We start from the raw sequence: 25,310 nt of genomic DNA on the forward strand, positions 1-25,310 counted from the left end.
TGCTAAAGCGTACAAAAACAAAATCGAGTAAGCGAAATGCTTACTCGATTAGGTCCAACTTTATGGGGTCACTCTACTAACCGGGGGTTTTCTAATTACAAAAAAACTGTGTCTTATTTTTAGACACAGTCTTAAAATTTAATTATAAAATCTCAGTTCAAAGGCATTTGATTTCTTCCCTTTGTGATATAAAAGCTCTCCATTTTGTCTTTCCATAACAGATTTTGCCATAGGAAGCCCAATCCCATAGCCTTTGGAATTTGGATCTATCTTATAAAAACGTTTAAAAACTTTTTCTAACATTTCTCTATCTAAGCCATCTGAGAAATCTTCTACTAATATGCTCTTATATAAGTTCGTGTCTTTTAGATGAATTTCTATATGTCTATCTTCTGTAGCTTCTATACCATTTTTCATCACATTAAATGCTGCTTCATAGGTCCATTTCTTATCGCATATAAGATTAAAATCATCTCCATAAAGTGGAATTTCAACATTATCATTAATAAAATAATCTTTTAGGTTTTGTATGATATCTTCAATTAATCCTCGAGCTGATATCCTATCTTTTGTCATTTCTATTGTTCCAGAATCAAGGGCTGCAAGTTTTAATAAAATATCAGATAAGTTGTGGAGTCTAAGTAAATTATCTCTAAGTCTTTCTATATATTCTTCAGAAAACTTGTCATTTTCGTCTTCTAATAAGTCTAGTAATAATAGAGATCCGGTTAATGGAGTTTTTATTTGATGGGCAATATCTTCCGTATATTCCCTTAGAATTTCTTTATTCTTCTCAGCATTTTCAGCTATTCTCTTGTTTTCTATAATAATTTTAATAATCTCATCTCTAAGTTTGCCAAATTCATCGTCTATAATTTCGTAATTATCAGAGTTTAAATCCAATGAATGGAGAAGGTTAAATATATTATTAATCTTATCTTCTAGCTCTATTTCTTTTTTCTTTTCAAATTTTCTAATAATTAGAAACAGAATTATATTTATAACTAGAAATCCAATAAGTGTTAGAATATCAAATCTTGGATTGAGATAAACTACAAACAAAGACATTATCAAATTTAAAATTAAGACAAGTAAAATATTTTTGTTTTTACTCATTGTCCCACCTATATCCTATCCCTCTAAGAGTTTTTATATGACTGCCATAATCTCCAAGTTTAGATCTGAGTCTTTTTATGGTGACAGTTAGGGTATTGTCATTTACTTCATAAAAATCATAACCCCAAACATAATCTAAAATTCGCTCTCTTAGTAGATTTATATTTTGGTTTTCTAAAAGCATTTCCAATATAGCAAACTCTTTTAAGTTAAGGTCTAAATCTTTTCCATCTATCGAAGCTTGTTTTGATATAAGATCTAAAGATAAATTTTCAAAAGTCAGTTCATCAACCTTTTTTATTCTTCTGCTAAATACATTGTCTATTCTTGCCTTTAGGACAGGAAGAGAAAAAGGTTTTGTAATATAATCATCTGCTCCTTGAGAAAGACCTTTGATAACATACTCATCTTCATTTTTTACAGTAAGCATTATTACAGGAAGGTCAGAAAATCCCCTCAGCCAATTTAAAAAATTAAAGCCTGACCCATCTGGGAGATTAGCATCAAGAAGAATTAAATCAAAATCATTAAAATTAAGATTCTCTGTCTGAGAAAGATTGTTATAAATAATTGTTTCAATATTATGTTTGTTTAAGTAAGTTTTAACAGCAAAAGCAATTGTGCTGTCATCTTCAATCATTAATATCTTTTTCAATGAAATGCTCTCCCTTATATACAGCTTTAAATACATTATACCATTATCACTTATATTAAAAAACAGACCCTTTACGGATCTGCTTGCTTTTAAAAATTTACTTTATTTTCTCAAGAAAAACCACTGATTCTATATGTCTTGTCTTTTGATTGGGAACATAATTTTTTATCCTCGTCATTCTTGTAGGAGCACAATTTATCAATGTCATTGTCTTTAGCATTTTTTCTTTTATCTTTAAAGTTATTAGAATCTTGACTATCTTTAACTCCTGTTTTGAAGTAGAATGTCAGGTCATATGGATGAACTGTTCCGTCTTTGTCAATTCTACCCACCACGACTTTATCAACTATGCTTTCAAATACTGTTCTGTTAAATTCCTCTATAATTTCTTTGTTTTCTAAGACCTTTTTAAATTGCTTTAGTCTTTCTTTAATAGAGTTTTCATCTTTGATAGTTAGCTCTAGCGTTTTCTTTTCATCAAGTAATTCTTCTTTTTGTTTTGTAAGTTTTTTATACTTTTTAGCATAAACTTCTTCGTCTATACTATCTTCTAAATGAAGATCAACTAACTTTCTTTCTTGACTAATGATTCTGTTTAATTGGTTTTCTAACTTTTTCAAATCTTTGACTAAAGTATTATCATTTATTTCTTCTTCTACAATTTTTAAAAAGTCATCTATTATTGTTGAATCTGCATGGCATAATTGCCTATAGCTTTCAACGAAAGCTTTTTCTATTGCTGCTTCTTGTATTCCTTTTGAATGAGGGCAATATTTTTTACCTTTTTTTGTTGACTTTACACATTGCCAGTTAATTTTTTTGTATATTGAACTTGTGTGCCAAGTTCTTCTTGAAAGTATCTCTCCACAAAATCCACATTCAAGCATACTGGAAAAAGCGTATTGTCTTGATAGTTTTTCTCTCTTTCTATCCTTGTTAGCAATGGTGTTTCTATTTTGTGCTCTTCTGAGTCTAATCTCTTGTGCCTTTTCAAAATCTTCTTTTGATATAATTGGCTCGTGATGATTTTCAATGTGGTATTTATCAGATTCACCAAAGTTTGCTAGTCTTCTTTTTGTTATGGGATCAACTGTAAAAGTTTTTCCCATTAGTATATCTCCAATATACTTTTCATTTTTAATTATTCCTAACACTGTAGTATCAGACCATTTTGTTTTACCTCTTGGAGTAAGGTATCCTTGCTCTTCTAATTCCCTACCAATGACTGAGCCGCCATTGCCCTCTAAATATCTTTTAAAGATGTATCTAACAATTTTAGCTTCTTCTTCATTTATAGAGATACTTTTTGTTGTAGGATCATAGTCGTATCCAAGACAACCTTGAAAACCAATAAGCTCCCCCTTTTCCATCTTCATTTTCAGTCCTTTTTTTACATGGGCTGAGGTATTTTCTACTTCTTGTTGAGCTACTGAACTTAATATTGTTAATAGTAACTCTCCATCCATTGTCAAAGTGTCTATATTTTCTTCTTCAAATACTACACCAACATTATTTTCCTTTAAAAGCCTTACATACTTTAAGGTATCTAATGTATTTCTTGCAAATCTTGATATAGATTTAGTAATTATCATGTCTATATCTCCATTTTGACAATCGCTTATTAGTCTCATGAAATCAGCTCTCTTACTAGCAGTTGTTCCTGTTGTTGCTTCATCTGCATATATACCAGCCAAAGTCCAACTCTTATTACATTTTATTAGATTCGTATAATAATCAACTTGCGATTTATATGATTCAAGTTGGTCTTTACTATCAGTGCTAACTCGACAATATGCTCCAACTCGTTTTAAATCTAAATGTAGTGCATTTCTATTTCTAGCTCCTGAATTTGAAGCTTTTATTAATTTTACTTTAGTATTCATTTTACCTCCTTCCCATTTTGTATCTTTCTACAGTGTTATTATATCACAAGATTAACTACTTTCTATCCATCTTCTTATAATCATTTTCTAGCCTGTTCTTAATTTTTGTATATTCCTTATCATTAATTAATTTAAGATCATAAAGTCTACATAACATAGCAACTCTCATACTATAAACCTTTATTGCTTGCATTTTAACCTCCTATGTAAGTTAATTTTTTACCTTGATAAGTTGTTTAAATTTAAAATATACTAATCTCACCTAAGAAATTTATAAATATTCGCAACTCAAAGTATTTTGATTTTTATAGAAAGATGACAAAATACCCCTCACTTTATATAGTGAAATTTGCCCTCTTTGGTAACCAGAATTTTTATTTTTTTATAGTATTTTTGAGTTTTAATGATTAATTGAACATAAAAAAAGGACTTATGCTATTAGGCATAAATCCTCAAAAATAAAAAATATTATAAAGTTTATATTATGAAGTATTCTAAAAAATACTATTCATAACTTCTCGTTTTTCTTGCGTTTTTATCATATGTCCCTCTTGCAATTTACTAATGTATGCATTTTCACAAATACGTGAAATCAATCACTTTATCACAAACTGACTCTAAAAACTCAACATCATGGGATATTATTAAAATCAACTTATCTTCTTCCTTTACTTTCTTTATGTTTTTAGCTACTATTTTCATATTTCTATAGTCCAATCCACTGGTTGGTTCATCGAAAAATAGAATTTTCTTGTCGGATAGTAAAGCGGATAAGATAATTACTCTCTGTTTTTGTCCTCCTGACAAGGTGTGAGGATTCCTATCACTGATATTTTTTAACTCCATATCTTTTAACCAAGTATCTAAAGCATTATCATCTTTAATATTTGATGTTAATACTATTTCATCTTTGACAGTGTCCGTGAATAACTGACAGTTCACTTCCTGCATAATAAGCAGGCTCTCATTTAGCCTACTTTTTATATTTAAATTCTCATCATCTTTTAAAATTTTACCTTTATTTTCTTTGTATAAGCCACATATAATTTTTGCTAATGTAGACTTCCCAATTCCATTTTCTCCAACAATCCCAATAATATTCCCATAGCAAAATTTAAGATCCTCAATGGACAAAATTATTCTGGTATTTCTTTTGAATATCAGATTTTTTAAATCTAATAAAGTCCCTTTATTTGAAGTTTCAAAATCATCAAATTTTTCAATAGCTTTATAATCAGAATGCCTAAGTCCTGTTCTCATTCGTTCATCTTCACTTAAATTTTCAATTTCGTCCATACTATATTCTCTGATGATTTTTCCATCCTCTAAGTATATTGCTCTATCAACAATGTCTTTTAAATACCACAACCTGTGTTCTGCAATAATAATAGTTTTTCCTAAAGATTTAAGCTTTTTTATTGTAAGCGATAATTCTTTAATTGACTTTATGTCTAAGCTTGAAGATGGTTCATCAAGAATAAATATCTCAGGGTTTAATGCGTAAATGCTTGCTATAGCAATCTTCTGCTTTTCTCCGCCAGAAAGATTGAATATATTTTTATTCATCAAGTTATCAAGATGAAGCTCTTTTTCAACTTCTTCAATCCTTTTGTTAATTACTTCTCTTTCTATTCCGTAATTTTCTAAACCAAAAGCAATTTCATCGGTTGTATTGGTTGTATAAAACTGTGTTTTAGGATTTTGAAAAACCGAGCCTACATTATTAGATAATTTATAAATTGGTGTGGTAAATGTATTCATACCATTGACCATAACACTGCCAGAAATGTCCCCATCATAAAACTCAGGTATTATGCCGTTCATAAGCTTTAATAGAGTCGACTTTCCGCAACCGCTCCTACCACATAGAAGAATGCATTCCCCTTTTTTGATTTTCAAATTTATATCTTTTAATGAGTAATCAGATCCTCCCTTATACTTAAAACTTAATTCTCTAATTTCAATCATAAGTCCCACCCTGATACTTTCATAAATATTACTATTGATAAAATTAAAATCATAAGAAATAGAACACCAATATCATTTTTTCTAAACTTAATTAGGTGTCTACTTGTTTTTTTAACAGGAGCATCGAGTCCCCTTATAATGGCTGATTGAGAGAGCTCATCCCCAATTTCTATCACACTTACGAACAATGGCACAAAAAAATATTCCATAATTAATGTTGGTCTTCTTGTTAAATTGATTAAGTTAAAATTAATTCCTCGAGTTTTCATCGCCATATTTATATGACTCCATTCGTCTTTAATAGTAGGCAAACATCTAAATATTACAGAAATCATTATGAGCGAGTCTTTTGAAAGTTTTAATTTTTGTAAAGTTGCCACTGCACTGGAAACAGATGTGGAATTTAAAATCCATTTACCCACGATAATACATGGCAGAAATTTTCTTCCAATTGCTAAGATAAATAAAATTAAATTCAAAAGAAAATTCATATTAAAATAGGCTAAAGATTTTTCCAATACTACACTTATTACAAAAAATAAAATATACCTTATAGCGAATTTTTTATAACCATCGCTAATAATGATGACAAGGAAAAATAATGTAATAAGGCTTTGATAGATCCAATCAACCCCTAAAAAAATTAAAATATTTGCACCTATAAGCAAGATAAGTTTTGTTCTGAGGTCATATTTTGACCCCAGAACAAACTTTGAATTTTCCATTATAAAACTCCTGCGGATTCCAACTTTTTATTTAGTATTTTCTTTGTAAAATAAGAACCAATCAAAGAGAATATAAATGTTCCTATAATCATTACTGGTAACATCCATATTGGTGTCCATGCTCTTACTGTGTTACAAAAGCTTTGATCTAATTTACCTCTTATTAAACTTTCAAAAAATGCTTCTCTCATAACCCAAATTGGTAAGAATCCTCCAAATAAGTTTAGAGAAAAAAACATATGACTAATTGTATTTTTCTTAAAGTCTGTATAATTTCCACCTTTTGCTATGAACATAGCAATTATTCCGGCAGGCACTGCCACTAATGGTGCAATTGGAATATGTCCAGTTGCAACTAATAAAATACTTGGTAAAGTAGCTGCGATTACAATAGCAGTAGCTGACTTTGTCTTTGCAAGAAGCATATGATAGGTTGGTGCAGCAAATAGTGCTACAAGCATAGGCATTAGTAAAAATAAAACAGGGACAGGCATAGATATTGCCCCAATAACTGCATATGTTACAAAGTAAAGTGCAATTAAAACACCGGCTGTAACTGCGTTTTTTGATGATTTCTTTTGTGTTTTCATAAGTTTCCTCCTTTAAAATTGATTGTTACTGTACAATCTTCCATTCTTTAGACTTTTCTTGATAATTCCATAAGTCTTTATATAGCCCTTCATTTTTAATAAGTTCTTCATGCTTCCCAACTTCCTCTACCTTTCCTTTGTTTAAAACAACAATTTTATCAGCTCCCATTACGCTCCTTAATTTATGAGCTACAACCACAACTGTTTTATTTTTAATTAAATTTGATATTGCTTCCTGTATAATAAGTTCATTTTCAGGATCAAGCGAAGATGTTGCTTCATCAAGTAGTATTATTGGGGCATTTTTTAATATTGCTCTCGCTATTGATATTCTTTGTTTCTCACCTCCAGACAGAGTCGCTCCTCCTTGTCCAATCATAGTGTCAAATCCATCATCTTTTTTGACTATAAAGTCATAAGCTCCTGCCATTTTTGCAGCATTCATGATTTCATCTTTACTTGCATTTTCATTACCAAATTTTATGTTGTTATAAATTGTGTCTTTAAAAAGATACACATCTTGAAAAACAACAGAAAATTTATCCATTAATTTATCAGGGTCGGCTGTTCGCAAATCTACCCCACCAATTTTAATTGTCCCTTCATTAGGATCATAAAATCTGGAAATTAATTTAATTAGTGTAGATTTTCCAGAGCCAGAGTAACCAACAAAAGCAGTTAATTCATTTTCATTAATGTCTAATGAAACATTATCGATAACCTTAGATTCCTTGTAAGAAAATGAAACATCGTGGATTTCAATTTTGTTGCTTTCGTTTACATCGGAATTTCCTGACATAGGTTTAGCGTTAAGTAAGTTAATGATTCTCTCTCCTGAAACTGATGCCATTTGTAGACCTGTATAATTTACAAGTGCAAGCTCCAAGGGATCAAAAATCCTTGTGCCTACAAATAAGAACATTAAAAATGTATCAATTTCCAAAGATCCATTTATAAATAAATAGGAACCAACTAAACTCATCAAAGGAAGTCCTATTCTTAAAATCATACTTGCTATAGTAGTTAATGAACCAACCCCTTTCTCACTCTTAATATTTGCATTTCTTGAGTTATCTATATCTTCTTCAAGCTTTATTAATGTATCATCTAAGCTGTTATAAGCTTTTAGAGTCTTAATAGCATCCAAATATTCGTTTATATCTTCTTCCTCTTTTATCCTCATTTTCTTTGTTTTCAAATAAATTTTTTTCTGAAAGTTTTGCATGAGTGTAAGAAGTAGAACAGAGATAGGTAGTCCTATAAGAGTTGCTATTCCCATTTTTACATTAATTATCAAAAATAATATTGAGCAAAGAACCGCTACACATATGCCACTGAAAAATTGAGGTAATTGATGCGTTACTGCCGTTTCAACTTTGAAAAAATCATTCATTAATGTATCTAAGATCTCTGCTGAACTTTTTCCTGAAATATAACCTATCGGCAGTTTTCTTATGTGGTCTGCAAGCTCTATTCTTCCATCTGCACTTGTCTTGTATCCAAGTTCATAGGTATATTTTGTGGCTAAATTTTCCAATAAGAATGTTATTAAGAAAAATACTGCCATTATCCCAAAATACTTCCATAAAAGGCTCGTATCTATACTATCTGCACCTCTATTTAAAAATAGTGTTTCTACAATTTTCGCCAAAGCAATAAATGGTATAAGGTTGGAAATAGATGCCAAAACATTTAAAATAATTGATTTTCTTATATTATTCATCTTTCCTAATGTAATATTTCTTATCATTCATTCTCACTCCCTTCTATATCCATTTGCCAAATATTTGTCTTCTTATAAATATCAAAGAGTCGCTTATATATTCCATCTGCAACGATTAAATCTTCATGCTTACCTCTTTCTGCAATTTTTCCATCAGATATTACTAAAATTTGATTTGCATGCTCTATGGTATTTAACCTATGAGCAATCATGATAACTGTCTTATCTTTAACCAATTCAGACAAAGCTTCCTGCATAAGATATTCATTTTCAGAATCAGCAAAACTTGTTGCTTCGTCTAATACTAATATTGGTGCGTCCTTTAAAATCGCTCTTGCTACGGCAATACGTTGTTTCTCTCCTCCAGATAAATAAGTTCCTTTACCCAAAACTGTGTCATATCCTTCAGGAAGTTTTACAATAAAATCATGACATCTTGCTTTTTTACATGCTTTTATGACATCCTCTTTTGTAGAACCTGTCTTTGCCATAGCAACATTATTGAAGACTGTATCTGTGATAAGATCACTGTCTTGAAAAACGAATGCTATCCTCTCCATTAAGGCGTTCATCGGAATATTTTTTATATTAACTCCACCAATTTTAATAGAGCCTTCTGAAGGATCGTAAAATCTGGGTATTAGCGTTCCAATGGTAGATTTGCCTGCTCCCGAATAGCCAACTAATGCTGTAACTTCTCCTTGTTTAGCACAGAAACTTATATTCTTTAAAATCTCTTCATCTCCATAAGAAAAGCTTACATTCTCGAATTCAAGATCATGACCTTTTATCTCTTCCTCGATATTTTCAATTGCCAATTCTTTTTGATCTATAATTTCGTAGATTCTCAAAACAACTTCATTTAGTAAATTCATTCCTTCTGCAAAATCTCTAAGTTTTAATGCAGGTACGCTAATGGCAGGTGCAAGAATCAAATAGAAAATAAAAACTGTAGCAAAATCCAAGTTATTATTTCGTGACATTAAAAGTATTCCTACTGGAACTATGAATGTAGCAACAGATAAAATAAACATTCTAAATGAAACAAATCCTGGTCTTATCATTGATGTCATCGAACTTGTAAAGTCTCTATATTCTCCTACTGACTTTGAAAAAGTTTTAAATGATTTTGCTCCTGTTCCAAATATTTTCACTTCCGGCATACCTTTAACGTATTCAGTAGTTGCTGAATTAATTTGATCCAAAATCGCAAAGTTCTTCTCAAGTCCACCCGACTTTATAATCTTTGCCATGATTGCAATCTGAATTCCTAAACCAACAAATATAATTAACAAAGTCGTAAGACCTAATATTAAATTTATCTTCAACATAACAATTATCATTGCTAAAATTAGTGCTAAAGTTGAAATTAAATTTGGTAATTGATGAGAAAAATATCCCTCAATTTGATTCATGTCCGCTCCTAATACTTGCCTTATTTTTGACTTGTTGTCTCCGGTAAAAAAACCTAAAGGAAGATTCCCAATATGAAATAATATCTTCTTTTTTAAGTTAGCTATTAAAACATATGAAAACTTATGGCATAAAATACCGCCAATGTAAGTTAAGCAATATGACAATACCACTGCTGCAAGTCCATAGGTGCAGAACTGTATTGTACTTTGTTCTAATTTTCCATATAAAAATAGAGATTTTATGACTTTGTATATCACCAAAATTGGACAAATACTTAATAGCATACCAAGACTAACAAATAATATCCCTCCTACAAGTTGTCCTTTTTTTATTTCACTGTAGGAAATAATATCTTTGATTGATTTCTTCTTTTTCATCTAAAACATACCTCCTTACCGAACGAGTTCGTTCATTTGCCTTAAAACTAATACAAGGAAAACACCATTGATGTTTCCCTTGTAAAATACTTATATTTTATTTTTCTCTAATGAGGTCTTTGAAATAGTTCGCTTATTATTCCAAAGGCTTCACTTGAATTTGTTTTGTTTTCTCCCTTAATAATATAGTCATTATATATTGTTCCAACAGCTCCGTATAAAATAAAAGCTGCAAAACTTCTCACATTTTCTCTGTTTATTCCCATATTATTTTCTATTTTTTTATTTTCAATTCCTTCAATTATAAACTCTGAATAGACATCTATAAATTTTCCAATGTAATGAATTAATTCCCATAGCCTGTAAGAGTTATCTGTAATTGAATTCTCTTTCGAAAAATTATATCTTGTTGTAAATTGACCGATATCTTTTACTATAAGTTCTCTTACAATTTTTATTCTTTCTTCGTAATCCATTTCCTTGTTTTGAAGTATATCCAACTTATTTTTTAGTTTCTCTCCAAAATATGTTTCCATACACGCCAAAAAAATATCTTCTTTTGATTTGAAGTAATAATAAAACATTCCAGGTGCACCGTTAACTTCTGCGAGAATATCTCGCACAGAAACTTTTTCATACCCATACTTTTCAAAAAGTCTGGATGCTATATTTATAAGCTCCTGTTTTCTTTCTTCTGGATCTTTTACATTTCTCTTTGCCAAAACCTCACCACCTATTGACCGACACTCGTTCTTTAATAAAGATTATCATTTTCTTATACTTTTGTCAATAGTGCCCTGAAATTATATTCTGAGTATGGTATAATTTTATTTACTATAAATAAGCACGCTTAACGCTTATAGTCTTAATTACACAATAACAGGGTCTGTAAATAATTTTGTGTATCAACCTAAATCCTGTTTAAAGGGTAATGGTTGATACATTTTTTATGCTTCAATCATCATTGGTGTAGCTACAACTTTTTCTACATCAACATTTTTATCTTCTAGATTATCTTCAAAATTCCCATATTGATTTAGGAACGAAAAAAAGAGCAAGTGGTTTTTCTTGTCCACCTGCTCTAAATATTTTTCATGTTCAGAGACTTTAAATATTTCTTCCTATCAATTATTTAATTTCCATGATTCCGCCTTAGTTTTTGCATTTATAAGGTCAGAATAAAGTCCATTATTTTTAATCAGTTCTTCATGATTACCACGTTCTACTATTTCTCCATCTTTTAAGACTAAAATCTGGTCAGCATTTCTAATTGTCTTTAGTCTATGAGCAATCATTATTACTGTCTTATTTTTTGTTAATGATTCTATTGCTTCTTTAAGCTTATCTTCATTTTCCGGGTCTATATTTGCTGTTGCTTCATCAAAGATTATGATGTCCGCGTCTTTTAGCATGGCTCTGGCTATGGAGATTCTTTGTTTTTCTCCACCAGATAGACTTGCTCCACCTTCCCCAATGATAGTGTTATATCCATCTGGTAAAGCTTCTATAAATTCATGACACCTTGCTTTTTTAGCAGCTTGAACTACTTCTTCATGGCTCGCATTTTGTTTTCCAAATTTTATATTGTTTTCAATTGTATCCTCAAATAGGTATACATCTTGAAATACCATGGAAATTGAATTCATAAGGTTTTCTATCTTATAGTCCTTAATATTCTTTCCACCTATTAAAATTTCTCCAGAATTTACATCCCAAAATCTTGCTATTAGATTACAAAATGTTGTTTTACCAGATCCAGATGGTCCGACAATGGCAGTCATAGTATTTTCTTTTATCTCTGCTGATACATTTTTTAAAATTTGTCTATCATCATAAGAAAAGCTGACATTTTTAAATACAATATCATGATTTTTTATTGGCTCTGTAATACTTCCTTCTTTCATATCTTCCATATCATTTACATAAGAATAAGAATCTATTGCATTCTCAACCATTCTTAGCATAGCCATAGCAGAGCCAGATGTTATAAGCCCATCAAATATTACAAAACTTGCTATAAGTATCATAATAGTATTAACTATTTGACCATTTTCAACAAAATATAATTTTATTGAAATAAACAACATCAAACAAATTGTTATAGCTATTATGATTTTAGCTAATAAACTATATGGCATTATAGTTTTTTCTAAATCAAAAGAATATTCACTAGCACTATCAAAGCTCTTGTCAAGTTTTTTATTATTACTTCCTCGTAGATTATATGATTTTATAATTTGCATTCCTTGCAATGTTGATAAGACTTCTTTGGTAAGTGATACCTGAATCTCATGAATCTTATCTGCATTTTTACTTGACCTTTTTTGCATACGAGCAATGATCATTAAAAATACAATAGAACCAACTATTGCTACAATACCTACCTTATAAGAAAACAAAAATAAGGATAAGATAAAAACAATAGCATTAAGCATGCCACCGAAAACCATAATACACAAAGTTGGAACCCAAGTCTCTACATTATCTAAGTTAGTAGTCGCAATAGTTGTTAAATTTCCTAAACTTAAACTTGAGAAGAATCCCATGGGAACTTTTTTTATTTTTTCACCTAATTCAATTCTCTTGTGTCCAGCCATAAAATATCCGGCATGTGTTTGTTTGAGCATAGAGGAATTTTTTGAAATAATTACTCCGGCTATACTAATTAATAAAAATAAACTTGATATTCCTATTGTTTTAAAGCTTATATCCTTGTTTACTATCCCAAAAATCGCATAATAAATGGCTGCAAATTGTAGAGCATTAAAAATAGAACCGAAAAAATTAGCAAAGATTGATTTTTTTAGATACACTTGTTCTTCAATAGAAAAATTCCATATTTTTTTAAAAACACTAAGCATTTTCTTCTCCTTTCAAGGCAGTTTCCCAAAGATTGTGATAATCTTTTGATTCCTTCAAAAGCTCTTCATGACTTCCTTTACATGCAAGTTCTCCATTTTTAATTACAAATATATTATCTACATCTGTTATTGTCTTTAAACGATGGGCAATTATAATTAGAGTTTTCCCTTTGACAAGCTCTGATATTGCATCTTGAATCAAGGCTTCATTTTCAGGATCGATATAAGAGGTAGCCTCGTCTAAAATAACTATTGGAGCATTCTTTATCATAGCTCTTGCAATTGATATTCTTTGCCTTTCTCCTCCAGACAAATGTTTACCAGCTTCTCCTACTCTTGTATCATATCCATCTGACAACTTCATTATAAAATCATGGCAGGCTGCTTTCTTACATACTTCAATTATTTCCTCATCACTAGCATTTTTATTTCCTATTCTGATGTTATCTTTAATTGACATATCAAAAAGAAAATTATCTTGTGCTACATAGGAAATAACAGTAGATAACTTTTCAAGGGACATATCTTTAATATTTACATTTCCTATACTTATAGAACCACTATCTACATCCCAAAATCCTGAAATTAGTTTTGCAATAGTCGACTTTCCCGAACCCGATTCGCCTACTAAAGCATTCACACTTCCTTCTTCTATATTTATATTTATATTGTTTAGGACTTGCTTATCTTTTTCATAAGAAAAATCTACGTTTTTTATCTCTATATTATAATTTTTTATATCCAAATTTTCATTTTTATGAGATAATTCTCTCGCAGAAAGTATATTTTTAATCTCTTCGAAAATAGTTGACATTCTTCCAATATCATCTTCAAAAGTCATTACTCTCATAATATTTTGGATAGTCCCAAAAGAAAGGATTATCAATGTTAAAAATACACCACCATCTAGTGAACCATTCATACAGAAATATAAACCAAATGGTATAATTGTCAAAATACCAACTGGAGCAATAGACATACTTATCGCATAGTCTCTTGTATTTTCTCCCATCCAATCATAATAGTAATTTGCCTTTTTATACACATTGTCCCTGTATTTTCTATAAGATTTTTCGCCTTGATTAAATGTTTTAATAACCTCTATTCCATTTATATATTCAACCACGGAATTATTCATATCTTGGCCAATTTTAACTGCTTGTGGAAACTTTACCTTCATTCTTTTCATCGGCCCTGTCATAAAAAATCCACCAATAACTAATGGAATTAAAGATATTAAACTTAGTCTATAATCTAAAATTAACATGTAAACAAATAATATTATAGGTCCGATTAAATTAGCTGTCATCTCAGGTATCATATGAGCCAATGTTGTTTCAGTATTATCGACTTGATTTACAATTATGTCTTTTAACTTACCAGTAGATTCATTCAATATATCTCCTAATGGCATATTAAATAATTTTTCCATAAGGCTTTTTCTTATATCTCGTATTATTTTATAGGCTGTTTTATGAGAAATCATTGTTGACAAAAACATAAACACTTCTTTGATTATAAGACATGAAAGTATCAAGAAAATTTTATTTATATAGTAATAAAAATCTTGGCTACCATCAATTAATGATATAATCATCTTACTTAGAATAATATATACAAAAAGATTTGAAATTACTCCAAGTATTGCAAACAAGACAGAAATAAAATATGGTGCTCTATTTCTCTTAATGTATTTTTTTAATAGATCCATAAATTTAACTCCTTTCATCATCTTTTTTCATTACATTTATAAAATAAGTCTCTATCATTTCAGTTAGATATATCTTATTTTTTGTAAAATTCTCACGTGCATTCAAAATTTCGCAAGCCATCAATCCAGAATTCATAATATTAATCATAAATTCAAATGTTTCATCAGAAGGTAACACGTTAAACAAAGTAGAAAACAATTCTTTAAATACTTGTATGGACTCTTTTTTTATTTTCACATATAATTCTTTCAGATCATCATTTTCTTTTAACTCACATAAAAACATAACATAAAGCTTTACATAATCATTATCTGCAAGTATCTTGTCTATAATCATTCTTGAAAACAACTGTGGACTTAATATTAATCCTTCATCATAAATTGATTTTTGAATAATATCTTTTCTATTTAAATTACCTTCCATCATAATGTCGTATAAGATTTCATGCGTAGAACCATAATGATGATACAAGCCACCTCTAGAAAGCCCAGTAGCTTCCATAATGTCATTCATAACTGTATTTCTAAATCCCTTATCCAAAAAGACTTTAATAGCTGCTTGTCTAATCTGCTTTTTTCTTTCATCAGCTTCCATTTTCATTTCATAAATAACCTCCAAACCGACACTCTTGTCGGTAATATTGTATCAACTCTGATAATCATTGTCAATAGCTTCGCTTATACTTCTTTATTAATTTCTTTAAATGCGGTATAATTAATAAAACTGAATAAACGCTTAACGCTTATAACTTTAATAGACCAACTAAGAAAGTCAATAGTTATTTTAAAAAAATGTTAAAATATTTTTCAGTCACAGAACTTAAAAATGTGCATAGCAAATAAACCTCATATACTTTCATTTTTTGAGGCAACACTTTTAATAATTTATGCGACTAACTTACTTTTTTCTCGAATTAGTTTTTGATGTTCTTCGGGTGTTCTTAATTCAAATGATTTTTGGTTTCTGAGAACAGCAAAAATAATTTGAACCATCTTTCGCATAATTGCACACATTACAACTTTGTATGGTTTTTCAGCTATTTTCTTTTCAAAATAAGCTCGCATAACAGGATTTAAATACTCTCGGTTGCGATTTGGATACACATTAGATTTTGCCAGCATATGGAGAATTGAGCGAACATGAGGTGATCCTCTTTTAGAGATTTTATTGTTTTTCCTATTGTATGTTCCACTTTGAGTTACTCCTGGATCCAAGCCAAAGAAGGCAACTAATTCTTTCGGTTTCGAGAAATTAGATATATCTCCAAGCTCTGATAAAACGACACATGCTGTATACTCTCCAACGCCTGGAATACTTTGTAAAAGCACTATTTCTTTATGAAACTTTTCATCTAAAAGAGATAATCTTTTGATTTCATCATCGATTGCTTTCAAAGCTTCCTGTAAACTAAAAATAACTCTTACAGTTGTTTGAATAAGTACTGCCGAACTAAGGCTTACTATACAAACTTCAATAGATTTTTCAGCAGCTTTCAATAGTTTTTCATATTTTACTTCGGCATAGGAGTTGCTTTTATGTGAATTTTCTTTTATCAGTTGAATAATATCTTGCTTATTTTCAGGAGATAATACTTCTTGTATAGTAGGATATTTTTCAAGCAAAGACAAAGGTGTTTTACCTTGTAAATCCGTAAATACTTTTTTGAAATCTGGAAAGGAAATATCTAAAAAAGCGATTAATCGGTTGATGTGTTCCACAATTTCATCCGTCAATTCTTTATGCTGTCTGCAAAGCTTTTTGATACTGTTAACGGTATCTGAGTGTGTAATTGTTTCGTTGTAATTCTTAATACGATATAGCAACGCTATATTATATGCATCTGTTTTATCTGATTTAATTTTTCGGATATTGATATTTTTCAATGCTCCACTTTGAATCGGATTAATTACAATGACTTCGTAATTATGCTTACGGAAAAAATTAGCTAAAATTTGATGATAGTGTGCAGTAGCTTCCATGATAATTACTGCTCTGTCTTTGTACTCATCTTCTACCTTTTCAAGTACATAGATGAGCGACTTCATACCAGTAATATCATTAGAAATTTTAAGTCTTTTGATGATGTCATTATTAGGTGATAGAATACAGATATCACTGAAAGCTTTACTCACATCAATTCCTACAACAATTTTTTCTGACATAATATACCTCCTATAATTTGGGATGCCCTGTTAATCCAAAACCACAACAGGCTCACGAGTTATACAGGTAATCAATAAATGAACCTAACCAACCGAAAAGATGAAAGGCAATGGAATGAGGGTGGAGTCTACCAAATGAGTAATTCCTAAATTGGAAACCCAGCAAGCACATAAAACAATCCCATTTCATCCCTAATATCTATAATTTTATCATAGATGATTAGGTTCATTTTTAAGAACTATGCTTAAAGCTGTTCTTATACTATTAGTATATGAGCAAGCACAGTAAGTGANGAGGAGTATATAGATTATTACAATAACGAAAGAATTCAATCAAAAACAAAATGGATGCCACCTACAAAGTATAGGTTAGCATCCACTACAACGAATTAATTAAATATTGTGTCCAGTTTTATGGGTACACATCAGTCTAGGGCTGGTTTTCTTGCTCTTTATTGGTCTTTCAACTTCTTATACTTATCTCCACTTCCTATGCCAAAAAGCATTGAACCAATGATCCATGCATATTCCGTTTTTCCCGTTTTATAGGACATATATATTGAGGTTATAAGTATCATAAATCCTAAAATCATTAATATTAGCCACAGGTTCTTTTTGTCCATTTTTATTCCCCTTTCCTGTTAATAAGTTCTATCCAATCCTCCTATTCAAAATCTTTCTATCGATTTCATAGGACATATCCCAAAAGATAAACCTATAGATTAGAAAATTCACTATAATCATTGGAATCATGTATTTATAAGAAAAACTGCTATATTCCATTATGGAATAATATAAGCAAATGATCAAAAGTGAGCTTCCTGAAATAAAAGAATGAATAAAACCTATGTTTGTATACATTTTTGCGGGATTACTTATGATAAAGAGGTCTTTTAAACTCTCTGAAATGAAACTTTTTACTATTGTAAATCCACAGACATAGGAAAAATATACTAAGAATGCATTTATTTTTAAGACATATGAAATTAAGCAAAAGACCAAAGTGAATATTAGCAACATGGAAGTCTCCTTTCTATAAACCGATATCTTATTTTCATCTTATAAATTTTACATCACTGGGTCTATATAGCCTAGCTCCATGGCCTTATTGTAGGCTTCAACAATATTATTAACACTTAGTTTTCCATATATATTGGCAATGTGGTTATAGAGGGTTCTCTCACTGATAAAAAGCTTCCTTGCAATGTCCTTTTTATTTTGACCCTTGATTAGCTCTTTTAGGACTTCTATCTCTCGTTGGGTCAGGGGATCAGCAATGTACTTGTCTATTTTCTTATGGTTTCCCCTATATACATTTTTTATTCTCTCTAAGAGTTCCTCAATTTCTACAGACTTATTTATAAAATCCCTGACTCCTAACTTAAAAGCCATATCCTTGTAATAATCTAAATCATAAGATGTTAAAACGATTATCTTTTGCTTGGGATGATCATCAATCAAGTCTTTAATTAAATCAAGGCCTGTCTTCTGGTCTTTTAAATTTATATCCATTAAGAAAATATCATAGGCATCTTTTTGTATCCTATTTAAAAAGTCGCAAGTGTTTGACACATAGTCACATAAGATTTCATCTTCTTGCTCTTCTAAAAGCATCTTAAGAGACTCCCCAAATATTTTATGGTCATCCAACAAAATAATTTTCATCCTGGTCCACCTCCAAGCAAACTCTGGTTGAAAGGATATCCTTATTTAATCCATAAGAAATATTTCCTGCATTTGAATCGATTAAAAGATTCAGGAGCAAGACCCCTCTTTTTGAGTCCTTAATTTTATTATAGTCATCTGGGCCTGTACCATCGCTTTCCATCTCTATATAGACGAAATTTCCTTTTTTATAGAGCTTATAAGATAAATAGTTGGCATCGGAGTGCTTGTAAACATTATTTATCAGTTCCTTTGATATGATTGAAATTAATCGAATGAGTCTTTTATCTTCTGTTAGGTCACTCGCTATACCTTTCGTAATTTCGATATTTTTATGAGGATATAGGGAGCTTACATTATCAAATATGGCTAAGAGGGACCCTTCTAAGTCTGCTTTTTCAAACAAAGAAGATTGGTAGAATTTCATTAGATTTCTTGTTTTTCTTTCTAATTCTCTTAGGATATTTTTTGAATAATTTATATCCGGATTTTTTGAAGATAGGTAATTTTTACTTGCATAGATGTCCTGCAAAATATCGTCATGGATGATCCTTGCAAATTCATCTCTTTCCCTGGCCATATAGTCTGATAGGTAGTAGAGTTTGAAGGTTTTCTCAAAGGCGAGTTCTTTTTCCTTTAAAAATAGGATAAAGAAAAATTCTATAATAAGAAAAACTATCTGGATAAATATATTGATCATTAGCAGGTCTATATCAAATAGGTACATCACTCCACAAATAAAAAATATAAGACCTAGGGTAAAGAGTTGGCTCGATTTTCTTGAAATTGGTAAGATGTTTATATATTTTACATTCTCTAAAACCAGATATTTTTTCATAAATAGGCTTGTTGAGCCTATACTTATAAGGGCGAATACGACCTTATGGGGCAAGGTATTTATTAAAGTCAAGCTCAGCGGCAAAAGGGATGTAAACACAGTCAAAATAGAAATTCTTCCCGGTATTTTTTTATTTGAAATCTCTGTATAGATCAGTCCATATAAGGTATAAAGTAAAATAAGTGAAACCGCATTTAAAACTGGGCCCTCCTCTACTAAGGTCTTGTTTTTAAAAAGAAGACCCCAAAATAAAATGACCATTAAATGGCTGATTACAATTTTTTCTAATTTCTTATACATATCTAATAGTAGCTAACTACAATCCTTTCTTTTTTCGTATTTATACCCAAAAATATACTAATCGAGCCTAGGATAAAAAACTTAGTCATCAAATAGAAGACCAAGGAATTTGTAAAATTGTAGACTAGGACGGAAAATATCATGACGGCTAAGGATAGCCCCATTAAGGACATTTGGAGAGAATTTACTTTATTCATGTTTCGAGTGCAAAGAATGATCAAGACGATTATTAAAGTGTAAAGCAAACTTGATAAGATCAAGTTTAAAGCAAGAATCAGGCTTAGATCAAGTTTTACTAGATTTAATATCAGGCTTGGAAGGACTATTATCAAGGTTGCAAAATAGATGCTAAAGAAATATTTGCCTAGGATTTTCTTCATAGAAAGTCCATTTGCAAGTAAAAATTCAAGCCTTTTGCTAATCTTATCTGATACCAAGGTGTTTTTAGCGAGTTCTACTCCAAACATTACAAAAAGTATTAAAATTCCATCAATTTTAACTATATTCATGACCTTATTTATTTCTTGACTTCCTCTATCGCCAAAAAACAAAGCCATAAAGGAGCAGATGACTGCCATAAGTGACATTAATAGGGCATTTTTATCTAAAAGCTTTCTTAAATCCTTCATGACTATCTTCATGACCAGGACCCTTCTTTCTTAATTACAGCTTCATTGTTCATCTTAGACAAATCTTTTATAGAAAAAACTGCAAAGATGAAGGCTAAGCCTATATTTATTCCTAAGATGATATAGATAATGTTTAGATCATATTTTTCTATCAATGATAGAATCTTCTCTGAAAATGTGCCTGCCAGGTAAATTAAAATTGTCGTTCCAAAGAAAACTATATTTTTGAAAAACTTAAAGTTTTTTTGGGATAGACTTATTAGGTTAAAAAATAGGATTTCAAAATAGGTCATCCCTATCATTGTCACAAATATACCCACAATCCACTTAAATTCGATTTTATAGTCATATAAAACATATGATAGAAAAAATAATATAAAGGGAACAATGGAAGATAGGCGCCACATTTCTATTGCATAGGCTTTCATCACATCTTTTATATTTATTCCTGATGCTAGGATAAATTCTATTCGTTTATTTACTTTATCCTTGACTGTTAAATTGACAAGCATAGAATTAGACATAAGAATTGAAATTCCAAGCATTAGTACATATAGCATTAATACAATATAATCATTTCCTCTAGAATCAAAGGTCCCCTTAGATAGTAGAAAAATAAAGCCAAGAGAAATCAAAGTAAATAATAATAAATTTAAAATAAAATCCTTGTCTTTACTTAAATAGTAGCGACAAGCCCTATTAATATTCATCTTATCCTTCATTTTGAACCTTCCTCTATAAATAAATCTTCCAAGCTTTCTCCTTGAATTTCATCTATATTCTTTGTAAAAAGTAGCTCTCCTGATTTTATCATAGACACTTTGTCAGCCACCTTTTCAATTTCAGAAAGATCATGACTTGTAAGAACGATGGTCTTCCCTTCATCCTTTAATAATTTTATGAGTTTTCTTATCTCAACTCTTGATATTGGATCAACTCCACTTGTTACTTCATCTAAAAATATGATCTCCCTATCCATCATTACAATAATTAGTAAGGATAATTTCCTCTTCATGCCTTTAGAATAGGTTGAAACATTTCTATCCAGATCATTTGTAAGTTCTAACAAATCAGCATATTTTTGGTAAGAATCTAGATTATATCCGAAATACAAACCATATAATTTAATGTTTTCTAGCCCAGTCTTATCTTCATACAAATAGTCATTTTCAAGTAACATTGCATGACTTCCCTTAACATTTACCTCGCCCTTATTTTCATCATAAAGACCTGTTAGTATTCTAAGTAGAGAAGTCTTACCAGATCCATTCGGTCCAACAAGAGCATGAACCGTATTTTCTTCAATCTCCAAAGAAAAATCGTTGAAAAGCTTCTTGTTTTTAAAGTTTTTACTCATATTTTTCACTTCAATTACATTCATTGATAAACCTCCTATCCCTGATGCTGTAGATATTTATACTTGCTCATTCATATCGCAATCCTCTTTTTTATTGTATTTTATCTTAAAGCATCCAGGGATAATTCACATGAGTAAATACTGCAAACTTTAACAAAAAAGACTGGAAATGAATCCAGTCTTTCTTTATTTTATGAGCTATATATATGAGTAAACTATTTATAAGTCTCTAGCAGATATGAATTATAGCTATAAAAAATAATTATTGCTCTATTCAAAAATCAACTTCTATTTTTCATTCAAACTAATTTCATTTTTCTCAATTCTAAGGCTTAAATCCTTAATATTTTTTTCTATTTTAGATATAATTTCCCTAAAAAACTCATCATCCTGACCTGTGGGATCTTCTAAATTCCAGTCCTCTGTGTATTGATTTTCTACAATCGGACAAACCACATCACATCCCATAGTAATGGATATATCAATATCTGGCAGGTCAGAAATCAGCTTTGAATATTGAGTCTTCTCCATATCAATATTGTATATATCTTTCATTAATCTGACAGCATCTTGATTTATCTGGTTTTTTATTTGGGTTCCAGCTGAATAGGAGTCAAACACATCTGAAGCATATTTTTTCCCTAGGGCTTCTGCAATTTGGCTCCTACAGCTATTGTGGACACATATAAATGCAACTTTTGCTTTTCTCATTTTAATTTACACCATTTTGTTCTAGTAAATCTTTCACTTCATCCTTGTTTAAAACTTTGCCATAGGATACAACTTTGCCGTTTATTACTAATGCCGGAGTAGACATAACTCCATAACTTGCGATTTGAGAAAAGTCTGTAATGTGGTCTATATCTTCTTCAACATTAAGTTCAGCCAAGGCTTCTCTGGCTGATTTTTCTAAAGCAGCACATTTCGAGCAACCAGAACCTAGTATTTTTATCCCCTTCTCTTTTTTCTTTTCTTCTGCTTTTTCTATATTCTCTGATGAGTAATTTACATCACAACAACTTGTTTCTTTGACTTCCTTGTTATTAACAGGTTGGCAATTGCCTCCGCAAGTACAATCTTTCTCTCTTTTTTCTTTCTTACCAAATAATCTCATTTTTTCCTCCTTAATCCACACGATTGTTTTCACAAGAGCATCTGTTTTTTGCTTTCTTCTGAATACTTTCATTTTACTCTTCCCCATTAAATTAAAATAGGGCTAAAAATGTTAAATAAATATCCTACAACCATGATCCCAAAAATACAAATTCCTATGAATAGAAATAAAAGCTTTGGTTTAACTGCTTTTTTTAACATAATCAATGATGGTAGGCTTAGTGTTGTTACTGCCATCATAAAAGATAGAATAGTTCCTAGTTGAGCACCTTTTGCCAATAAAGCTTCTGCTATTGGTATACTTCCAAAAATATCAGCATACATTGGTACTCCGACAAGAGTTGCCAAAACCACTCCAAATGGATTCTTGCTGCCTAAGATATTTTCTACCCAAGTTTGAGGAATCCAATTGTGGATCAATGACCCTATGCCCACACCTACTAAAATATAAGGAAAAACTTTTTTGAACGTGTCACTAACTTGCGTTTTAGAAAAATCAACCCTGTTTTTTAATGTTAAACTTGGCGAGCTAATATCAACCTGACTTGCATTTTTTATAAAATCTTCTACATACCTTTCCATATGCATTTTTTCGATGAGGCTACCACCAATTACAGCAATAATTAGCCCTAAAACTACATATGCTAGAGCTATTTTACCTCCAAATATACTCATAAGTAAAACAAGGCTACCCAAATCAACCATTGGAGAAGATATTAAAAATGAAAAACTCACTCCAATAGGCAATCCAGCACTTGTAAAGCCCATGAATATAGGAATTGAAGAGCATGAACAAAAAGGTGTTACGGTGCCTAGTAAAGCAGATATGATATTTGCCCCTAATCCATCAAAACGTCCCAGAATTTTTTTACTTCGTTCAGGTGGGAAATAGCTTTGTATATAAGAAATGATAAAAATCAACACACAAAGTAATATTGTAATTTTTATAACATCATAGATGAAAAATTGTAAGCTTCCTCCAAGTTTTGAAGTCATATCAAGGCCAAAATTTCTTAATACTTCTCCTATCAATTCATTGAGCCATTTCATACCTAGAATTTGATCTTGAATAAAACTCCACATATCTAACCTCCGTAAACTTTAGATTCTTTATTTTCTAAAAACCAGTGTTTTGTATTATTGGTAATATTTACTAAGAATAACATAAGAGGTACTTCAGTCAGAACACCTACAGTGCAAGCTAATGCAACTGGTGAATCTATCCCAAATATTGCTATTGCAACAGCTACAGCTAACTCAAAGAAATTTGAAGCTCCAATCATGCCTGCTGGTGCAGCTATTTCAAAAGGTAGACTTACTTTTTTGCTTAAGGCATAGGCTATGGTAAAAATTAAGAATGTTTGAAGGGTAAGTGGAATAGCTATCAATAAAATATGAAATGGGTTTTCTAAAATTATATTTGCTTGTGAAGAAAATATAATGATTAGGGTCAATAGTAGTCCAATAGTTGTCATTCCATCAAATTTACTTAGAAATTCTTTTTCAAAATAATCCTTTCCTCTTTTATCAACTACTATTTTCCTTGTGATGACACCTCCTAATAATGGAATAGCAACAAATAAAAATACACTAGTAAATAAGGTGCTATAGGGTACTACAACATTAGATACACCTAATAAAAACTTCACTATAGGTACAAAAGCAAATAAAATGATTAAATCATTTGTGGCTACTTGAACCACAGTGTAAGCAGGATCACCCTTTGTAAGAGTCGACCAGACAAAAACCATAGCAGTACATGGCGCAGCTCCCAGCAAAACAGCCCCCGCTAAATAATCATTGGCCAAATCATTAGGAATGATATGTTTAAATATAATAAAGAAAAACAAATACGTTATTCCAAACATTGTAAATGGTTTTATGAGCCAGTTAACAGCCCATGTTACAAATAGGCCCTTTGGATTTTCTCTAACTCTTTTAATACTTTGAAAATCTACTTTCATCATCATAGGATAAATCATAACCCAAATTAAGATTGCTATCGGTACAGATATACCTGCAATTTGCATTTTACCTAAAGCAGATGGGATTATAGGTATATATTTTCCTATAAGTACCCCCACAATCATGCAAAACAATACCCATAAAGTTAGGTATTTTTGAAATACATTAATTCCTTTATCCTTATTTTTTTCCATAGTTCTTCTACCTCCTTTAGTATAGATATATTCAAATGTTTCTATGTATAGCCCAAAAAAA

The 25,310-nt window shown here is 30.5% G+C and carries 24 protein-coding genes and 2 pseudogenes; 1 reads left to right on the top strand and 25 read right to left on the bottom strand.

The window, feature by feature from the left end; genetic code table 11:
* Positions 1–138: 138 nt before the first annotated feature.
* The 15 genes and pseudogenes from CS898_RS07235 to CS898_RS07295 form a co-directional block, all read right to left on the bottom strand.
* Positions 139–1,116 carry a sensor histidine kinase gene (locus CS898_RS07235; protein WP_099208672.1) on the bottom strand — a complete coding sequence of 326 codons (978 nt, stop codon included), beginning with the start codon at positions 1,114–1,116 and terminating at the stop codon, positions 139–141.
* Positions 1,109–1,756: a response regulator transcription factor gene (locus tag CS898_RS07240; protein ID WP_099208751.1), complete on the bottom strand. Its 648-nt coding sequence runs from the start codon at positions 1,754–1,756 to the stop codon at positions 1,109–1,111. Before CS898_RS07240 ends, CS898_RS07235 begins: the two co-directional genes overlap by 8 nt.
* Positions 1,757–1,881: 125 nt before the next feature.
* Positions 1,882–3,654 carry a recombinase family protein gene (locus tag CS898_RS07245; RefSeq protein WP_099208673.1) on the bottom strand — a complete coding sequence of 591 codons (1,773 nt, stop codon included), beginning with the start codon at positions 3,652–3,654 and terminating at the stop codon, positions 1,882–1,884.
* 55 nt (positions 3,655–3,709) lie between these two features.
* On the bottom strand, positions 3,710–3,847 hold the full coding sequence (locus CS898_RS09910; protein ID WP_009431586.1) for a hypothetical protein: 138 nt from the start codon (positions 3,845–3,847) through the stop codon (positions 3,710–3,712).
* 383 nt (positions 3,848–4,230) lie between these two features.
* Positions 4,231–5,622 carry an ABC transporter ATP-binding protein gene (locus CS898_RS07250; protein WP_099208675.1) on the bottom strand — a complete coding sequence of 464 codons (1,392 nt, stop codon included), beginning with the start codon at positions 5,620–5,622 and terminating at the stop codon, positions 4,231–4,233.
* Entirely contained in the window at positions 5,619–6,347 is a 729-nt protein-coding gene (locus CS898_RS07255) for an energy-coupling factor transporter transmembrane component T (RefSeq protein WP_099208677.1), read from the bottom strand. Before CS898_RS07255 ends, CS898_RS07250 begins: the two co-directional genes overlap by 4 nt.
* Complete coding sequence (locus CS898_RS07260) at positions 6,347–6,937, bottom strand: MptD family putative ECF transporter S component (protein WP_099208678.1); 591 nt, start codon at positions 6,935–6,937, stop codon at positions 6,347–6,349. Before CS898_RS07260 ends, CS898_RS07255 begins: the two co-directional genes overlap by 1 nt.
* 25 nt (positions 6,938–6,962) lie before the next feature.
* Positions 6,963–8,687, bottom strand: a complete 1,725-nt coding sequence (locus CS898_RS07265; protein WP_099208680.1) for an ABC transporter ATP-binding protein — start codon at positions 8,685–8,687, stop codon at positions 6,963–6,965.
* Positions 8,684–10,453, bottom strand: coding sequence for an ABC transporter ATP-binding protein (locus CS898_RS07270; protein WP_099208681.1), 1,770 nt, complete (start codon positions 10,451–10,453; stop codon positions 8,684–8,686). The genes CS898_RS07265 and CS898_RS07270 overlap by 4 nt, the downstream gene beginning before the upstream one ends.
* Positions 10,454–10,560: 107 nt before the next feature.
* Positions 10,561–11,175: a TetR/AcrR family transcriptional regulator gene (locus tag CS898_RS07275; protein WP_099208683.1), complete on the bottom strand. Its 615-nt coding sequence runs from the start codon at positions 11,173–11,175 to the stop codon at positions 10,561–10,563.
* Between the two features lie 228 nt (positions 11,176–11,403).
* A pseudogene (locus CS898_RS10065) lies at positions 11,404–11,568 on the bottom strand (sigma-70 family RNA polymerase sigma factor); the annotation flags it as partial.
* A 9-nt stretch (positions 11,569–11,577) separates the two neighbouring features.
* The gene (locus CS898_RS07280; protein WP_004827283.1) at positions 11,578–13,314 is read right to left on the bottom strand and encodes an ABC transporter ATP-binding protein; all 1,737 of its coding nucleotides are present in this window, start codon (positions 13,312–13,314) and stop codon (positions 11,578–11,580) included.
* Positions 13,307–15,025, bottom strand: coding sequence for an ABC transporter ATP-binding protein (locus CS898_RS07285; RefSeq protein ID WP_099208685.1), 1,719 nt, complete (start codon positions 15,023–15,025; stop codon positions 13,307–13,309). Before CS898_RS07285 ends, CS898_RS07280 begins: the two co-directional genes overlap by 8 nt.
* 4 nt (positions 15,026–15,029) lie before the next feature.
* Positions 15,030–15,626 carry a TetR/AcrR family transcriptional regulator gene (locus CS898_RS07290; protein ID WP_004827281.1) on the bottom strand — a complete coding sequence of 199 codons (597 nt, stop codon included), beginning with the start codon at positions 15,624–15,626 and terminating at the stop codon, positions 15,030–15,032.
* 284 nt (positions 15,627–15,910) lie between these two features.
* Positions 15,911–17,188, bottom strand: coding sequence for an IS110 family RNA-guided transposase (locus CS898_RS07295; RefSeq protein WP_099207683.1), 1,278 nt, complete (start codon positions 17,186–17,188; stop codon positions 15,911–15,913).
* Positions 17,189–17,485: 297 nt separating this feature from the next.
* Here CS898_RS07295 and CS898_RS10185 point away from each other — a divergent pair.
* Positions 17,486–17,581 (top strand): annotated as a pseudogene (locus tag CS898_RS10185) (IS3 family transposase); the annotation flags it as partial.
* A 59-nt stretch (positions 17,582–17,640) separates the two neighbouring features.
* Here CS898_RS10185 and CS898_RS09915 read toward each other — a convergent pair.
* From CS898_RS09915 to arsB, 10 genes are all read right to left on the bottom strand, one after another.
* Positions 17,641–17,811, bottom strand: a complete 171-nt coding sequence (locus CS898_RS09915; protein WP_200807616.1) for a hypothetical protein — start codon at positions 17,809–17,811, stop codon at positions 17,641–17,643.
* A gap of 445 nt (positions 17,812–18,256) precedes the next feature.
* Complete coding sequence (locus CS898_RS07310) at positions 18,257–18,853, bottom strand: response regulator transcription factor (RefSeq protein WP_099208465.1); 597 nt, start codon at positions 18,851–18,853, stop codon at positions 18,257–18,259.
* Entirely contained in the window at positions 18,831–19,580 is a 750-nt protein-coding gene (locus CS898_RS10070; protein WP_234976036.1) for a sensor histidine kinase, read from the bottom strand. Before CS898_RS10070 ends, CS898_RS07310 begins: the two co-directional genes overlap by 23 nt.
* A gap of 413 nt (positions 19,581–19,993) precedes the next feature.
* Positions 19,994–20,632 carry a hypothetical protein gene (locus CS898_RS07320; protein WP_099208467.1) on the bottom strand — a complete coding sequence of 213 codons (639 nt, stop codon included), beginning with the start codon at positions 20,630–20,632 and terminating at the stop codon, positions 19,994–19,996.
* Positions 20,629–21,342, bottom strand: coding sequence for a beta-carotene 15,15'-monooxygenase (locus CS898_RS07325; RefSeq protein WP_099208468.1), 714 nt, complete (start codon positions 21,340–21,342; stop codon positions 20,629–20,631). Before CS898_RS07325 ends, CS898_RS07320 begins: the two co-directional genes overlap by 4 nt.
* Positions 21,339–22,001 (bottom strand): ABC transporter ATP-binding protein, encoded by a 663-nt coding sequence (locus CS898_RS07330; protein WP_099208469.1) that lies wholly within the window; start codon positions 21,999–22,001, stop codon positions 21,339–21,341. Before CS898_RS07330 ends, CS898_RS07325 begins: the two co-directional genes overlap by 4 nt.
* A gap of 264 nt (positions 22,002–22,265) precedes the next feature.
* Positions 22,266–22,688 (bottom strand): arsenate reductase ArsC, encoded by a 423-nt coding sequence (locus CS898_RS07335; RefSeq protein WP_099208470.1) that lies wholly within the window; start codon positions 22,686–22,688, stop codon positions 22,266–22,268.
* 1 nt (position 22,689) lies between these two features.
* Positions 22,690–23,163, bottom strand: coding sequence for a thioredoxin family protein (locus CS898_RS07340; protein ID WP_234976038.1), 474 nt, complete (start codon positions 23,161–23,163; stop codon positions 22,690–22,692).
* Positions 23,164–23,177: 14 nt separating this feature from the next.
* Positions 23,178–24,173 (bottom strand): permease, encoded by a 996-nt coding sequence (locus CS898_RS07345; protein WP_099208471.1) that lies wholly within the window; start codon positions 24,171–24,173, stop codon positions 23,178–23,180.
* Between the two features lie 2 nt (positions 24,174–24,175).
* Positions 24,176–25,249: an ACR3 family arsenite efflux transporter gene (gene arsB / locus CS898_RS07350; protein ID WP_099208472.1), complete on the bottom strand. Its 1,074-nt coding sequence runs from the start codon at positions 25,247–25,249 to the stop codon at positions 24,176–24,178.
* Positions 25,250–25,310 lie beyond the last annotated feature (61 nt).

The organism is Urinicoccus timonensis, from assembly GCF_900232945.1.
Classification (GTDB): Bacteria; Bacillota; Clostridia; order Tissierellales; family Peptoniphilaceae; genus Urinicoccus; species Urinicoccus timonensis.

Bases quoted from the DNA above. Each gene is read 5' to 3' on its own strand.
- CS898_RS07235 (WP_099208672.1), bottom strand. From the start codon at position 1,116: ATGAGTAAAAACAAAAATATTTTACTTGTCTTAATTTTAAATTTGATA.
- CS898_RS07240 (WP_099208751.1), bottom strand. From the start codon at position 1,756: ATGATTGAAGATGACAGCACAATTGCTTTTGCTGTTAAAACTTACTTA.
- CS898_RS07245 (WP_099208673.1), bottom strand. From the start codon at position 3,654: ATGAATACTAAAGTAAAATTAATAAAAGCTTCAAATTCAGGAGCTAGA.
- CS898_RS09910 (WP_009431586.1), bottom strand. From the start codon at position 3,847: ATGCAAGCAATAAAGGTTTATAGTATGAGAGTTGCTATGTTATGTAGA.
- CS898_RS07250 (WP_099208675.1), bottom strand. From the start codon at position 5,622: ATGATTGAAATTAGAGAATTAAGTTTTAAGTATAAGGGAGGATCTGAT.
- CS898_RS07255 (WP_099208677.1), bottom strand. From the start codon at position 6,347: ATGGAAAATTCAAAGTTTGTTCTGGGGTCAAAATATGACCTCAGAACA.
- CS898_RS07260 (WP_099208678.1), bottom strand. From the start codon at position 6,937: ATGAAAACACAAAAGAAATCATCAAAAAACGCAGTTACAGCCGGTGTT.
- CS898_RS07265 (WP_099208680.1), bottom strand. From the start codon at position 8,687: ATGATAAGAAATATTACATTAGGAAAGATGAATAATATAAGAAAATCA.
- CS898_RS07270 (WP_099208681.1), bottom strand. From the start codon at position 10,453: ATGAAAAAGAAGAAATCAATCAAAGATATTATTTCCTACAGTGAAATA.
- CS898_RS07280 (WP_004827283.1), bottom strand. From the start codon at position 13,314: ATGCTTAGTGTTTTTAAAAAAATATGGAATTTTTCTATTGAAGAACAA.
- CS898_RS07285 (WP_099208685.1), bottom strand. From the start codon at position 15,025: ATGGATCTATTAAAAAAATACATTAAGAGAAATAGAGCACCATATTTT.
- CS898_RS07290 (WP_004827281.1), bottom strand. From the start codon at position 15,626: ATGAAAATGGAAGCTGATGAAAGAAAAAAGCAGATTAGACAAGCAGCT.
- CS898_RS07295 (WP_099207683.1), bottom strand. From the start codon at position 17,188: ATGTCAGAAAAAATTGTTGTAGGAATTGATGTGAGTAAAGCTTTCAGT.
- CS898_RS09915 (WP_200807616.1), bottom strand. From the start codon at position 17,811: ATGGACAAAAAGAACCTGTGGCTAATATTAATGATTTTAGGATTTATG.
- CS898_RS07310 (WP_099208465.1), bottom strand. From the start codon at position 18,853: ATGAAAATTATTTTGTTGGATGACCATAAAATATTTGGGGAGTCTCTT.
- CS898_RS10070 (WP_234976036.1), bottom strand. From the start codon at position 19,580: ATGTACCTATTTGATATAGACCTGCTAATGATCAATATATTTATCCAG.
- CS898_RS07320 (WP_099208467.1), bottom strand. From the start codon at position 20,632: ATGAAGATAGTCATGAAGGATTTAAGAAAGCTTTTAGATAAAAATGCC.
- CS898_RS07325 (WP_099208468.1), bottom strand. From the start codon at position 21,342: ATGAAGGATAAGATGAATATTAATAGGGCTTGTCGCTACTATTTAAGT.
- CS898_RS07330 (WP_099208469.1), bottom strand. From the start codon at position 22,001: ATGAATGTAATTGAAGTGAAAAATATGAGTAAAAACTTTAAAAACAAG.
- CS898_RS07335 (WP_099208470.1), bottom strand. From the start codon at position 22,688: ATGAGAAAAGCAAAAGTTGCATTTATATGTGTCCACAATAGCTGTAGG.
- CS898_RS07340 (WP_234976038.1), bottom strand. From the start codon at position 23,163: ATGAAAGTATTCAGAAGAAAGCAAAAAACAGATGCTCTTGTGAAAACA.
- CS898_RS07345 (WP_099208471.1), bottom strand. From the start codon at position 24,173: ATGTGGAGTTTTATTCAAGATCAAATTCTAGGTATGAAATGGCTCAAT.
- arsB (WP_099208472.1), bottom strand. From the start codon at position 25,249: ATGGAAAAAAATAAGGATAAAGGAATTAATGTATTTCAAAAATACCTA.